11 protein-coding genes are annotated in these 13,807 nt (G+C 64.6%); 7 read left to right on the top strand and 4 right to left on the bottom strand.

The genetic code is table 11. The features are described 5' to 3' along the window. Positions 1 to 17 precede the first annotated feature (17 nt). From FHY18_RS04835 to FHY18_RS04825, 3 genes are read left to right on the top strand one after another with little or no spacing between them, the layout of a single operon-like run. The gene (locus FHY18_RS04835; RefSeq protein ID WP_259151914.1) at positions 18 to 779 is read left to right on the top strand and encodes a SapC family protein; all 762 of its coding nucleotides are present in this window, start codon (positions 18 to 20) and stop codon (positions 777 to 779) included. Between the two features lie 4 nt (positions 780 to 783). After that, positions 784 to 1,812: a cupin-like domain-containing protein gene (locus tag FHY18_RS04830; protein ID WP_259151913.1), complete on the top strand. Its 1,029-nt coding sequence runs from the start codon at positions 784 to 786 to the stop codon at positions 1,810 to 1,812. 40 nt (positions 1,813 to 1,852) lie between these two features. Next, positions 1,853 to 3,370, top strand: coding sequence for a tryptophan halogenase family protein (locus tag FHY18_RS04825; RefSeq protein ID WP_259151909.1), 1,518 nt, complete (start codon positions 1,853 to 1,855; stop codon positions 3,368 to 3,370). A 317-nt stretch (positions 3,371 to 3,687) separates the two neighbouring features. Here FHY18_RS04825 and FHY18_RS04820 read toward each other — a convergent pair whose 3' ends face one another. Then, the gene (locus FHY18_RS04820) at positions 3,688 to 4,680 is read right to left on the bottom strand and encodes an MBL fold metallo-hydrolase (protein WP_259151908.1); all 993 of its coding nucleotides are present in this window, start codon (positions 4,678 to 4,680) and stop codon (positions 3,688 to 3,690) included. A 67-nt stretch (positions 4,681 to 4,747) separates the two neighbouring features. Beyond that, the gene (locus tag FHY18_RS04815) at positions 4,748 to 5,161 is read right to left on the bottom strand and encodes a hypothetical protein (protein ID WP_259151906.1); all 414 of its coding nucleotides are present in this window, start codon (positions 5,159 to 5,161) and stop codon (positions 4,748 to 4,750) included. A gap of 210 nt (positions 5,162 to 5,371) precedes the next feature. Here FHY18_RS04815 and FHY18_RS04810 point away from each other — a divergent pair, with 210 nt between their 5' ends. Next, positions 5,372 to 5,599, top strand: coding sequence for a hypothetical protein (locus tag FHY18_RS04810; RefSeq protein ID WP_259151904.1), 228 nt, complete (start codon positions 5,372 to 5,374; stop codon positions 5,597 to 5,599). A 158-nt stretch (positions 5,600 to 5,757) separates the two neighbouring features. Here the strand turns inward: FHY18_RS04810 and FHY18_RS04805 are convergent, their stop codons facing one another. Both FHY18_RS04805 and FHY18_RS04800 read right to left on the bottom strand, forming a co-directional pair. Beyond that, positions 5,758 to 7,155, bottom strand: coding sequence for a trypsin-like peptidase domain-containing protein (locus FHY18_RS04805; RefSeq protein ID WP_259151903.1), 1,398 nt, complete (start codon positions 7,153 to 7,155; stop codon positions 5,758 to 5,760). 454 nt (positions 7,156 to 7,609) lie between these two features. Further along, complete coding sequence (locus FHY18_RS04800) at positions 7,610 to 8,992, bottom strand: APC family permease (protein WP_259151901.1); 1,383 nt, start codon at positions 8,990 to 8,992, stop codon at positions 7,610 to 7,612. 187 nt (positions 8,993 to 9,179) lie between these two features. Between FHY18_RS04800 and FHY18_RS04795 the strand changes: the two genes are divergently transcribed. From FHY18_RS04795 to FHY18_RS04785, 3 genes are all read left to right on the top strand, one after another. Further along, positions 9,180 to 9,944: a LuxR family transcriptional regulator gene (locus FHY18_RS04795; protein ID WP_259151900.1), complete on the top strand. Its 765-nt coding sequence runs from the start codon at positions 9,180 to 9,182 to the stop codon at positions 9,942 to 9,944. Positions 9,945 to 10,351: 407 nt separating this feature from the next. Continuing rightward, entirely contained in the window at positions 10,352 to 11,293 is a 942-nt protein-coding gene (locus FHY18_RS04790; protein ID WP_259151899.1) for a proline iminopeptidase-family hydrolase, read from the top strand. Between the two features lie 917 nt (positions 11,294 to 12,210). Next, the gene (locus FHY18_RS04785) at positions 12,211 to 13,272 is read left to right on the top strand and encodes a pectate lyase (protein ID WP_046964463.1); all 1,062 of its coding nucleotides are present in this window, start codon (positions 12,211 to 12,213) and stop codon (positions 13,270 to 13,272) included. Positions 13,273 to 13,807 lie beyond the last annotated feature (535 nt).

Raw genomic sequence — 13,807 nt, 5'->3', positions numbered from 1 at the left:
CACTGCTGGAGCTCCAGATGTCGCGATATGCAGTGCTCAACAATGTGGCGCACCACGATCTGCGCGTGATTCTGCGGTTTGGTGCCGCATTCGGCGATGCGGTGGGCTTCGTGCCGGCCTTCGTCACCGAGTACGCCGAGCTGCAACGCGAATACCCGCTGTTCTTTCGCAAGGATGCGGCCACCGGTGCCTACCAGTCGGTGGCCCTGCTGGGTTTTGCGCCCGATGAAAACCTGTTTCTGCAGGACGGACGCTGGAATGCCGGCTACCTGCCGGGCATCGTCGCCAAGGGGCCATTCTTGATCGGGTTTCAGGAGCAGCGTATCGATGGCGCGCTGGTGCAGGAGCCGGTGATTCATGTCGACCTGGAGCATCCGCGCGTCAGCCGTGCCGAAGGCGAGGCGGTCTTCCTGCCGCAAGGCGGGCACAGTGCCTATCTGGAACACATCATCAGCGTGTTGCGCGGCATCCGTGACGGCATGGATGCAGGGCAGGCGATGTGCGCGGCCTTCGATGCGCTGGGTCTGATCCAACCGGTGAAACTGGATGTAGTGCTCGACGACAGCCATGGCGTGCACCTGGAAGGGCTGCACAGCATCGACCGCGAGCGATTGGCCGCGCTGGACGGCGCTGCCTTGCAGCAGCTGCATCATGCCGGGTACCTGGAAGGCGCGTTCCTGATGCTGGCCTCGCACCACAACCTGCGCCGGTTGATGGGCGAAAAGCAGCGTCGGCTACAGCACACGCAGGCCGCTGCGGCAGTCGCAGCACGCGCCTGATCGCATGAGCGCACCGTCATCGATCGCCCCGCTGCCCGAGTGCAGCGACTGCCAGCCGGATGCGGCATTGCTGGCGCAATTGTGTGCGTCCGCGCAGCCGCTGGTGCTGCGCGGCGTTGCGCGCGACTGGGCGCTGGTGCAGGCCGCGCAGCGTGGCACGTCGCAAGCCATGGCGCAGTTGCGCAGCATGGACACCGGCCGGGCATTGCAGTACTCGTATGGCGCTCCCGAAATCGGCGGCCGGCCGTTCTATCGCGACGATTGCAGCGATCTCAACTTCGACGTGCAACGCGGCAGCCTGGGCGCGCTGCTGGATGCGATCCAGGCGCATCTGGACGATGAGCAGCCGCCCACGTATTACCTGGCCTCGTTGCCGATCGATGCGCATCTGCCCGGTTTTGCTGCAGGAAATGCCCTGGATGTCAGTGCAGACGGCAAGGCTGTGCCGCCCAGCATCTGGATCGGCAACCGGGTCATCGCCTCCTGCCATTTCGATGCGCCCAATAACCTGGCGGTATGCGCGGTAGGTCAGCGGCGCTTTACCTTGTTTGCGCCCGGGCAGGTGGCCAATCTGTATCCGGGGCCGCTGGAGCCCACGCCCGGCGGCCAGGTGGTGAGCATGGTGGATGTGGGCAATCCGGATCTTGCACGCTACCCGCGCATGGCCGATGCGTTGTCGCAGGCGCGCACGGCCGTGCTCGAGCCGGGCGATGCGATCTTCATCCCCAGCATGTGGTGGCACCACGTGCAGTCGCTGCAACCGTTCAATGTGCTGGTCAATTATTGGTGGAGCACGGCCCCTGCGCAGTTGCCCGCACCGATGCAGGCGCTGTATCACGCGCTATGGGCCATCCGCGACCGCCCGGAGTCGGAGAAGGCCGCCTGGCGGGCGTTGTTCGACTACTACGTGTTCGGCCCTGCAGAGCGGGCCGGCGAACATCTGCCCGAGCACGCGCGTCAGGTGCTGGGCCCGATCGATTCCACATTGGCGCGCCAGCTGCGCGCCATGCTGATCGGCAAGCTCAATCGCTGAGCGCTCCGCCGTCGTGTGGTCCCACTTACAGGAGAACGCAGTGAACCAGGCCAGGATTCGCAAGGTTGTCATCGCCGGTGGCGGCACCGCCGGCTGGATCGCGGCCTGCGCGTTGTCGCATCAGTTCCGCGACCTGCTGGACATCACCCTGGTCGAGTCCGATCAGATCGCCACCGTGGGGGTGGGCGAATCCACCGTGCCGCCCATTCGCACCTTCCACCGGTTCCTGCAGATCGACGAACAGGAGTTTCTGCGCGCGGTGGCTGGTACGTTCAAGCTGTCGATCTCCTTCGAGCATTGGCGCCGGCAGGGCGAGCGTTATATCCACCCGTTCGGCATTACCGGCCAGAGCACGCTGGTGTGCGCCTTCCATCATCTGTGGCTGGAAAGTCAGCGCCGCGGCATCTCCGGCGCATTTGGCGATTACTGCCTGGAAACGGTGGCCTCGCGCGTGGACCGCTTCGCGCTGCCGCGCGAGCCAGCCGTCAACTACGCCTACCACCTGGATGCGGCGCTGTACGCACGGTTCCTGCGCACGCGTAGCGAGGCGCACGGGGTCACGCGTGTCGAAGGCAGGATCCAGCAGGTGACGCTGCAACCCGATAGCGGCGATGTGGCCGCGCTGGTGCTGGAAGACGGTCAGGTGATCGAAGGCGACCTGTTCATCGATTGCACCGGCTTCCGTGGCCTGTTGATCGAGCAGACGCTGCACACCGGCTACGAGGACTGGAGCCACTGGCTGCCATGCGACCGCGCGGTGGCGGTGCAGACCGAAGCAGTGGGCCCGCCGGTGCCGTACACGCGCGCCATCGCGCATCAGGCGGGCTGGCGCTGGCATATTCCCTTGCAACATCGCGTTGGCAATGGATTGGTGTTCTCCAGCCAGCACATGTCCGATGACCAGGCGCACGCCAAACTGCTGCGCGACACCGCCGCAACCCCGGTCAAGGACCCGTGGCTGGTGCCGTTCCGTACCGGGCGACGGCTCAAGGCCTGGAACAGGAATGTGGTCTCGCTGGGCCTGGCCAGCGGCTTTATCGAGCCGCTTGAATCCACCAGCATCCATCTCACCATTGCCGCGGTGGTACGGCTGATCACCCTGTTCCCGGCCGATGGCATCGCGCCGTCGCAGGTCGAGGTCTTCAACGACATCAGCCGCGCCGAGATGGAGCACGTACGCGATTTCGTCATCTTGCATTACCACGCGACGCAGCGCGACGAGCCGCTGTGGCAGCAGTGCCGCGACATGGAATTGCCCGAATCGCTGCGCCTGCGTCTGCGTGCCTGGCGCGAGCGCGCGCACGCCTGGCAAGGCACCGACGAACTGTTTCGCGTGGATTCCTGGACGCACGTACTGCTGGGGCAGGGCATCGTGCCGCAGCAGCATCATCCGCTGGCTGCCGCATTGTCGGACGCCGATCTGCGTCGCCTGCTGGATGGCATTGCGCAGCCGATCCAGCGCGTGGTGGAACAAATGCCCTCGCAGCAAGCGTTTATTGAGCGCTATTGCCAGGCCGGCGAACAGGTATGGGGTGGGCGCAGTCGGGTGGCGATGTAGGGCTGTGCAGTGCGCTTTACCCACACCTGAAGGCGCCGGCGCGCTCCAGGCGACCGTCACGACATCAAGGCGCTTGGTGCATTGCGTTTCAAAAGTACCGGAAAATCTGTCGATTGATCTGAAGGCCGCAATGCCTGCAAGCCGCTGGCTGCTCGGTAGAGCGCAGCAGCGCTGCCGGACCATGATGGGCGCGCCTGTGTTTCGGGCATGGGCGACGCAGAAACGGCAGCGCCGTCAACACGATGACGATCTGGATCCCGTGTCGACCCAAACCATGCGCAACATGCTTCCGCCCGCGTGCTGCAACTCTTTGCCGGCTACAGCCGCATCAAATCGGCGCCGACCACAATCGGCCCGGCGTAGTGCTTGCGTGCGCCTTCGCGCCACATCGCATCGGTGATGGAGGGATCGCCGCCGGGGACGAAATGAGTCAGTACCAGCAGTTTCGCATGGGCGGCGGCGGCGATCCGTCCGACCTCTTCGCTGGTGGAATGGCTCTTGAGCAGATGGTCCAGCAAGGTGGGGGCGTTGTCGTTGGTCTTGAGCATGGTTTCCAGCGCGGGCAGATACATCACTTCATGCACCAGGACATCGGTATCCCTGGCAAACTCGGCCAGCGCCGGCAGGTAGCGGGTATCGCCGGAGAACACCACCGTGCGGTCGCGGGCCTGGAAGCGATAGGCGAATGCAGGCTTGAGCGTGTAGTGATCCACCAGCGTGGCCGTCACCGTGACCTGCGCGTTCTGCAACACGGTGCAGGCCTGGTCGAACTCGTGCACATGGATGAGCTGCTTGAACGGCGGGCGGCCCTCCTCGCGGATGCGCGCATCGATGTCGATGGCGTTCATCTCGACGAACGCGTCCACCATCCTGCCGATGCCCGGTGGCCCATACAGATGCACCGGCGTCTGCAAGCCGCTGGCCCAGGCCAGCCACACCACATTGAGCAGGTCGGCGTTGTGATCTGAATGATGATGGGTCAGGAAGATATCGCGCAGCGCGGGGAGCCGGATGCCGGCCTTGGCCAGTTGCTGGGCGACACCGTTGCCGCAATCGATCAGGTACGGCTGGCCGTCGATCACCAACGCATTGGCCGCCGCCGCACGCAGCGGCGAGGGTGTCGGCCCGCCCTTGGTGCCGAGCAGCACCAGCACGCTGCCCTTGGCCGGGAAGGGAGCAGGCGCCGCGCCGTTGCTTGCAGCGTTGTTGCGTGGAGTGGCGGCGAGCTGGCCTGCCGCCAGCAGCGCGCCGGCACCGAGTGCGGTCTTGAGCATGCCGCGGCGGCTACGGAGCTTGGTCAATGCGGTCATCGCGGTTCCGGGATACTGGGGAGGGCTGCATGTCGGCAACGAACGAAACACCACGCTTCGGCACGCCTCAACGTTGTCTTGCTACAAAATCACGCAGCGCCGGTGAGCGATAGAACGCCATGCATTGCGCAAAGATCCTGGTGAACGGCCCGCGGCGTGCTTCGTCCTTCATCGGCACCTCGCCGCGGTGGTAGTCCGCCGTCTGTTGCGCGACAAAGGCCTGTAAACGTGCGGTGGCGCCAGGCTTGGCATTATCCAGTGCGTAGGTGGTGAGCAGATACGAGCGGTCGCGCAGTTGGTCGGACTCCAGCCGGCCGCTGCGTTCGTAGTTCTGGTCCAGGCACAGCTGCAATGCGTAGGCCTTGACGTCCTCCGTGGCCGCCGGCGTTGCCGCCATCGCGGCAGTGGAGACAGCGGACACTGCGGAAAGCAGCACTGCGGTGACGGCACGGCGACAGCGGCAGCGATGGTGGGCAGACATGCCGATCCTGATGATGAAGGTGCTTGCAGTCTGCAGGATCGCGTTGCGCTTTGCTCGCTTGAACGTCCTTAGGACTTGGCGGGGGCATGGCAGCACGTAGCACCACAGCAGCGTCGGCAGGCAGCCACCAGAGCGTGCGCTTACCTGGCACGCGAGGCTGCGCCTGGTGGCGTTTGGAGCGGCTAGCACGACGTAGCGAGCAGCCGTCAGTTGGGTACGGCGCGGAAGCTGTCGGTCATCACCGCCAGCCCGGCGGCTACCGGTGACCATCGCTGGCATACGTTCTGGGTGTATCGGTTGATGCGCTTTCGGGGTACTCGCGCGATACAAGCCAACCGCGCATTGCCGGGTCTGCCGAACTGGATTCTGTATACGCATCGCACCGGCAACAGCAACCCGACCACGCGATTGAGCGATGCCAGCAAGAGACAGTTGTAGAACGCCCCAGCGCGGCAACGCATTACCGCGTTGCCGTCATTGCGCCAGGCAGGACGCTGCGCATGTCGATCATGCAGGTGACGATGCGCAGCCTCGCGCCGCCTGACGTGGCAGGCGCTCCAACGCCTGCCACGCCTTGCTCGACAACGCCTGGACGCTTACTGCCCGAAGAACGTCGAGATCGACGAATACACGTCGGAGAAGCGCGAGTAATAGTCCGGATCGGTCTGCGCCGTGCAGAACGAGTAGCCGCCGTACAGGCCGCCGCGCAGCTGATACGCACCGCCATTGGCGATGGTGAACAACCCCGAGCCGGACGAGCCGCCTTCGGTGACGCCGTCGTTCCAGACCACGCGATACAACGGGCTCTTGCCGTCGATGGAGGTATTCAACGCGTTCACCGTACCCAGCGAGTACTTCTTGACGTCACCCGATGGGTGGTGGATGCCCACGATCGAGGTGCTGGTGGATGCGATCGCCGCGCTGTTCCATGCGGCATAGAACGCGCCGCTCGGCGGTGCGGTCTTCAGTTCCAGCAGCGCGGTGTCGCGCGTGGTGTTGGCATGGCGCAGGAACGCACCGCCGGTGAGCGTTGTGGCCTGCGAACTGGCGGTGTTGCCGTTGCAACTGGCCGCGTCGTAGAACCAGTAGGTCTGCAAGGTATTGGCCACCGTCTGGGTGCTGATGCAGTGCGCCGCGGTCCAGAACAGATTGCGCTTGGGCGTGTTGGTGTTGTTGAGCAGGGTTCCCGTACACAGGAATGACCCCTGGCTGGTGGTGAACACCATGCGCGCCACGGCCTTTGCCGCACTGGTGAAGCCGGCGGTGGGATTGGCGCGGCACACGATGTCGTTCTGGCAGGAATCGCTTTCGCCGATGGCGATGGTCATCATGTCACGCGGGCTGGCGGTGGGGCTGATATCCAGATGCGACAGTTGCGGAACGCTGAGGCTGAAGTTCTCCGGGTACAGGCCTGCCGGCAGCGACAGTTCGACCAGCAGGTTTTCGCCGCTCACCGTCGGCGACCAGCCGATCGCATCGCCGGTGCCGACGAAGCTGGCGCCGGATTGCTCGAACACGCGGCCGTCGTCGCCGGCAAAACGCAGTGTCACCTTGGCCGGGTCGCCCGGTTTTGCGCCGGCGCCACGCAGCACCAATGCCGCACGCAACGATGCCGCCTGCGCCGAGCCCAGCTTCAAGGTGGCCACGCGCGAGCCGTCGCCAGCCATTTGCCAATCGAGTTTGGCCAGGTTGACCAACGGCTGCGCGAGCGCGCGCGAAAAGCCGATCTGCAGCGGCTGCCCATGCTTGACCTGCGCAATGCGGCGCTCACGCACGGCGCCGAGTTCCTTGCTGCTCGGGGCAGCCAGTTGCGCCACGCGCGTTGGCATGATGCCGCCGCGCAGGCTGGCCGACTGCAACGTCGCCGCGCCGAGCTTGGCGGCCTGCGGCGCACTACTCACCGGTGCGGCATCCATTTCGGTGGGCGGCGCAGCCAGCGCAGCGCCGGACACAGCAGAGAGCAGCGCGAGGTACAACGCATTCTTGCGATTCATGGGTAGTCCTTCTCGTCAGGGAACGGCAGGCTGCGGCGGGGGCCACAACCCGCGGCGCCATCGTTGGCGCCGAACGAGACTAGCGAATGTTTACAACTGAATATGTGCTGAAAATCTCGTTCAGAGATGGACGGTCAGAGAAAATACAATCGCTTTCGCACACATCGATGAGTTGCGCCGCATGCGCGATGGGCGCGGCAATACCGCACGGGTGCCTACCTGTCACGCAAGCACGCTTGCGTGCATGTCGCTATTCGAGCGGCACGTTAGGACCACTGGCAACGCGACCACGCAGGTCGATGAACCAGACGCGGGTGGTCATGCAGCACTGCATGCCGCGTTCGAGCGGGCGCTTGATGGTTGCAGGCACCGTGCATGGTGCGGCGCACACGCGGTGCGCGCGCAGGCTGGCGACCACCTGCCCGCGCATGCGCTTAACGCTGTGCGTATCGCGCTATTCCAGTGCGTCGCTGGCGCGGAATTCGGTCGAGCGGCCACTGAGTTTGAGGAACCCCAACACTCCCAATCCCACCACCATCCATGCGCTGCCGCCCAGCTGCGCGTGCCGGTCGGCGTTGATCAATACATAGGCCAGGATCACGATGCCGATCAGCGGCACCACGCCATGCAATACGATCCGGCCCTGGTTACGGAAGTGCCAGAGCACCGCGATATGCAACAGCACGAATGCCGTCAACGCACCGACGTTGCACAGCGACGACAGCAGCGCGATCTGCCCGACGAACACCTCCCCCAGCACCATGCTCAACGCGGCAACCAGCACGATGGCGCGCTGCGGCACGCCGGTGCGTGGATGGATGTAGCGCAGGAACGCCGGCAGCTGGCGGTCGCGCGCCATGGCGAACAACAGCCGCGAGGTTGCCGCCTGCGCCACCAATGAATTGGCGATTGCCGCACTGATCGCCACCGTCAGCGCAATGACGATCTGTAGCCAGGGCCCGGCGATCAGCCGGCCGATCTCGAAGAACGCATCGTTGGATGCCTGCGCGCTTGGGTAACGCTGCAGAGCCGGCTGCAGCAAGGCGGCCAGCCAGGTCTGCAGCACGAACAGGCCCGCCACCAGCACCAAGGCCAGCAAGGTGGCACGGCCAACTACGCGGTTGCCACCACGCGCTTCTTCCGACAGCGTGGAGATCGCATCGAAGCCCAGAAACGACACCACCGCCACCGACAACGCGCTGAAGATCAGCTGCGGCGAGAACGCCTGCGGGTTGTAGAACGGGCGCAGGTTCCAGTGCGCGCCGTTGACGCCGCGCTGGATGGCCAGCGTCGCCAGCACCACGAACACCGCCAACACCACCAGCTGCGCAAACAGGAAAAACCGATTCGCCCGCGCCGTCGTTTCGATGCCGCGCAGATTGACTACGGTATTGAGCACCACGAAGAACGCGATCCATGCCGGCTGCGGCACCGCCGGCAACACGTTGTGCATGGCGTTGGCGCCAACCACGTAGAGCAGGGTGGGCACCAGCAGGTAATCGAGCAGGATCGCCCAGCCGGCAAGAAAACCCATGCCGCTGCTCAAGCCACGGCCGACGTACGCGTACACCGAGCCGGCCACCGGGAACGCCTGCGACATCTGCTGGTAGCTCAGGGCGGTGAACAGCATCGCCAAGAAGCCGACCAGATACGTCAATGGCACCATGCCCGCACTGATGTCGAACACCCCACCGAAGATCGAAAACGGCGCGGTCGGCACCATGAACACCAGGCCGTAGATCAGCAGATCCTTCAGCGTGAGCTGGCGCTTGAGTTCCTGCGCGTAGCCAAAGCGTTCCAGCGCGGCCGCATCGTCGCGGCGTGGTGTCTCGGTCATGCAGGTATCCGCTGTGGGGAAGGCACGTCCAGCGCAGGTGCGCGGTCCGGGGGAGCCGATGCTGCGCTGCAGCTGTGTGACCGGCATTGTGACGATAATGTGGCCGACAAGCCCATCCATTGGTAAAAGTGCTAGGTTTTCCGTGCTGGATGTCATCCAGCGGCGTCAACCGCGACGAAGGACCCCCATGTTCGACACTTTGGCCAGCCTGGGCCGCGATCTGCAGGCACTGCACACGCTCGATGCCTGCCTGGACAGGGTGTTTGGCGACGTCTGCACGCTCGGCTTCCAGTCGCTGGTATACGACTACGCGCCGGTGCCGCTGAGCATGGAGGGCGCGCTGATCACCCCCAGCGTGTTCATGCAGCGCAATGCGCCCGGGGATATGCAGCATGTCTGGTGCGAGCACGGCTACTACCAACATGACCCCGTTCAGCAGCGCGCCACGCGACGCACCACGCCCTTCGTCTGGTCGTACCGCACCGACGGCAACCATCCGGGAGTGGAATACGTGGGCGCGCAGCACCGCCAGGTGACGCGCTATCTCTGCGACAGCGGAATGGGTACCGGTGTCACCGTGCCGCTGCATCTGCCCGGTGGCGCGTTTGCCACGTTCAGCGGCGCGGTCGATGCGGTTGCCGCCGAGGCGCCGCGCCTGGCCGAAGCACAGCTTTCTCCGTTTTTGCTGCTGGCACATGCGTTCCAGGCGCGTGCGCAGGAGCTGCTGGACCCGCAGGAACGGCGCTGTCACCACATCGCGCTGACCCGGCGCGAGCGCGAATGCCTGCAGTATTCGGCCAAGGGGCTGACCGCCAAGAGCATCGCTGCCGCGCTCAATCGGTCCACCGCCACGGTCAACCTGCATCTGAATTCGGCCGCACGCAAGCTGGGCGCGCGCAATCGCGTGGAAGCGGTAGTGCGCGGTATGCATTATCGACTGCTGGAACCATAAGCGGATTACGGTCGCCGCCTGCGGCATTGACGTCACACGACGCATCGATGCGCGGTGATCGGCGCTTCCAATGGCCAGCGCCGCGTTACGCAGGCCCGTATGGTGCTGCTGGAGGGTGGGCAGGGCCTACGCGCTGCAGTGCAGCGATGGCATTGAGAGAAGGCCCTTCCGTTGCAGGCCGCGGCAGGTGCAGTGAGGCAGCCGATAGTCGCCGACCCTGAACACCAGGTTTGCGATTGGTCTGCACAATCACCTGTGCGGTCAGGCGTTGATCCGCCGCCTGTCTGAGACATAAGCGATGAATGCGGAGGCCTGCAAACCGCTGCAAACCTGTGAGATTTGCCAGTTAACCCAGGCGCGGCTGCCCGCTAGTCTCGGCGCTCATCATTGCCGAGCAGGCGCAGGTCATGCAGTCCACCGAGGGGTACGTCCAATTCCGCGGCTATCGCACCTGGTACCGGATCAGCGGCGACCTGCGCAGCGATGCCTGCCCGCTGGTGGTGGTGCACGGGGGGCCGGGTTGCACGCATGACTATGTCGACAGCTTCAAGGATCTGGCCGGCAACGGCCGTGCGGTGATTCATTACGATCAACTGGGCAATGGCCGCTCCACCCATCTTCCCAACGCGGGTGCCGCGTTCTGGACGGTCGGGCTGTTTCTGGACGAATTGCAGGCGCTGATCGAGCACTTGGGCCTGGCGCAATACGCGCTGCTGGGCCAGTCGTGGGGCGGAATGCTGGCGGCCGAACATGCGGTGCGTCGGCCAAGCGGGTTGCGTGCGCTGGTCATCGCCAATTCGCCGGCGTCGATGGGCTTGTGGCGTGCCGCAGCGCTGCGCCTGCGCGCCGGCCTGCCCGAGCAGGTACAGGCCGCGCTGGAAGAACACGAGGCGGCCGGTACGCTGGATCATCCGGCCTATCGCGCGGCCAGCGACGTGTTCTACGCCCAGCATGTGTGCCGGCTGGTTCCGTGGCCTGACGAGGTGGCGCGCACCTTCGCCGCCATCGATGCCGACCCGACGGTGTATCACGCCATGAACGGGCCGACCGAATTCCACGTGGTGGGCAGCCTGCGCAACTGGAGCATCATCGAGCGGCTGCACCGCATCATGGCGCCCACGCTGGTGCTGTCGGGCAAGTACGACGAAGCTACGCCGGAAACCGTTGAGCCGTACGCGCGTCTGATTCCCGATGCGCGCTGGCATGTGTTCGCCAACTCCAGCCATATGCCGCACGTGGAAGAACGCGCTGCCTGCATGCGTCTGGTCGGCGATTTTCTCGATGACCACACGCCCTGGCCGGGCGGCGAGCTGGCGCATGCGTCGGGGTTGGTCGATCGCGCCTTGTGAGGCGCGGCCCCGGTTGGAGGCGCTGATCTGTTGCGTTGCGGTTTGGTGGTCGTCGCGCTGGTTCCTGGTGACCCTCGGAACCGCGCGCATTGCCGGCGAGTGTGCCTTGTAGGCGTAGTGCACCGTGCAGGCAGCCCGTGGCCCGGGAGCGCCGCAGCAGCACCACACCAGCACCGCTCGGCCATGTGTCGACCGCGTGAATCGATGATGTGCGATTGCGCTGCTCGATCGATACGCTGCCGGCCGCATTAGTCCAGGTCCAACCGGGTTGCGCACCCGCCGTGTCATGCTGGCGCCCGCGATCCACGCACTGCTGGCCGCGCTTCTCGCGCTGGCTGAGTCAGCCTGGTATCGCCAGACGCCCTGGCTTATCCGATGCCGTGCGGCCTGCGTAGTCGTGTCGTCGGTATTCGCCGCAGCGAGCCGTGTCGGCGGCAATCGTGCGTCACTTCAGCGCTGCACCTGCAGGTGCGATGCGTCGATGCTGCATGGACGTCTCTCTGCCGCACTGCACAGCAGGGATGTGGCGCCGTGCCGCTACCGCCTTGCTGCGGTGTGCGATGGCGGTGTCGCACTGCAACACCGGTTCGAATCAACGCGTCGATTCAACGCAACCGCATCGTCGTCAGTGCCTGACGCCGCGACTGCCGTGCATAGCCTGCGCATCGCCATCAACTGGACGTTGTCAATCACGTATGCACGGCATGCGCAGCGGTGTCCTGTCCTGCGTGTCTCTTGCTGTCTCTTTTGCATGTCCTGCAAAGAGAACACCGTGGTGCGTCAAACTTTCAAAGATGGATAATTGTTTTATGTTTTAAATCGCGCGAAGAATGCGGCCCCCACGCACTGCTTTGCCGACGTCGTTGCCATCACGCAGACGTCGCGCATTGCCTATCGTCTTCTTTGGGAGAGGCTGCATGACCAGCAAGATGCTCCAGGGCGCACTCGCGCTCGCACTGTCCGCCTGCGCTGCAAGCGCCATCGCCGGCCCGGTCGGGTACGGCGCCGCCACCACCGGCGGCGGTAACAAGACCCCCGTCAACGTGGCCACCTTCGAAGCGATGCAGGCTGCCATCGACAGTTATTCCGGCAGTGGCGGGCTGGTGCTCAACTACACCGGCAAGTTCGACTTCGGCACCATCAAGGACGTCTGCGCGCAGTGGAAGCTGCCGGCCAAGACCGTGCAGATCAAGAACAAGAGCGATGTCACCATCAGGGGGGCGAACGGCTCGGCGGCCAACTTCGGTGTGCGCGTGGTGGGCAACGCGCATAACGTGATCATCCAGAACATGACCATCGGCTTGCTGCAAGGCGGCGAAGACGCCGATTCGATTTCGCTGGAAGGCAATTCCAGTGGCGAACCGTCCAAGATCTGGGTCGACCACAACACCGTGTTCGCCTCATTGACCAAGTGCTCCGGCGCCGGCGATGCCTCGTTCGATGGTGGCATCGACATGAAGAAGGGCGTGCACCACGTCACCGTGTCCTACAACTACGTGTACAACTATCAGAAGGTCGCGCTCAACGGCTACAGCGACAGCGACACCAAGAACTCGGCCGCCCGTACCACCTATCACCACAACCGCTTCGAAAACGTGGATTCGCGCGTGCCGTTGCAGCGGCGCGGGCTGAGCCATATCTACAACAACTACTTCAACAACGTCAGCACCTCGGGCATCAATGTGCGCATGGGCGGCGTGGCCAAGATCGAATCCAACTACTTCGAGAACATCAAGAACCCGGTGACCTCGCGCGACAGCAGCGAGATCGGCTACTGGGACCTGATCAACAATTACGTCGGTAGCGGCATCACCTGGGGGACGCCGGATGGCAGCAAGCCCTACGCCAATGCCACCAACTGGGTCAGCTCCAAGGTTTTCCCGGAATCGCTGGGCTACATCTACACGGTCACGCCGGCCGCGCAGGTCAAGGCCAAGGTGATCGCCACCGCAGGCGCGGGCAAGAATCTGGCCGAGTAAGCGTCCGCGCAGTATTGCATCCACAGATCCCCGGCAATGCCGGGGATTTTTTATGTGCAGCGAGGTCGTCGGCCACGTCTTTTACGCATGTCTGACCTGGCCGTGTTCCGCAGCGACGTGCCGTCTGGACGAAGAAGGGATGATGACGGCCGCGTCGCGCCGCCTGCTTGGCCCGGATGGCGCGCGGACATTTCTGCGGCTCGTGATAGTGCGCGATGGGCAGGCCGCGCTCGATGCAGGCACATCCCGGGCCAGGGCGCCACGTTGCAGCGCCGTCTGCAGACCGATCAGCGCGCGGTGCTGGCTTGGAAGGGCAAACACCGCCGTCGGCGCTTCTGCTGCTGCGGTGAGTGTGCACTGCAGCATGACGCGTGCTCGTCGTGCACCGCCGCGGTCTTGGGCCATTGCCTCGGAGCGGAGGGCTCGCTGCCGACGGCAGGGCCATACCTTCAGCCTGGCGCAGGCGTCTTCGTCAAGAGGCGCGGCGGGCGTCATGACGCGGTATCGTGTCGCGTTACCACCTTCCCGATTCCGT

The organism is Xanthomonas sp. 3793 (assembly GCF_024806835.1).
Classification (GTDB): domain Bacteria; phylum Pseudomonadota; class Gammaproteobacteria; order Xanthomonadales; family Xanthomonadaceae; genus Xanthomonas; species Xanthomonas arboricola_F.
This window is presented reverse-complemented; position numbering and strand designations above follow the sequence as displayed.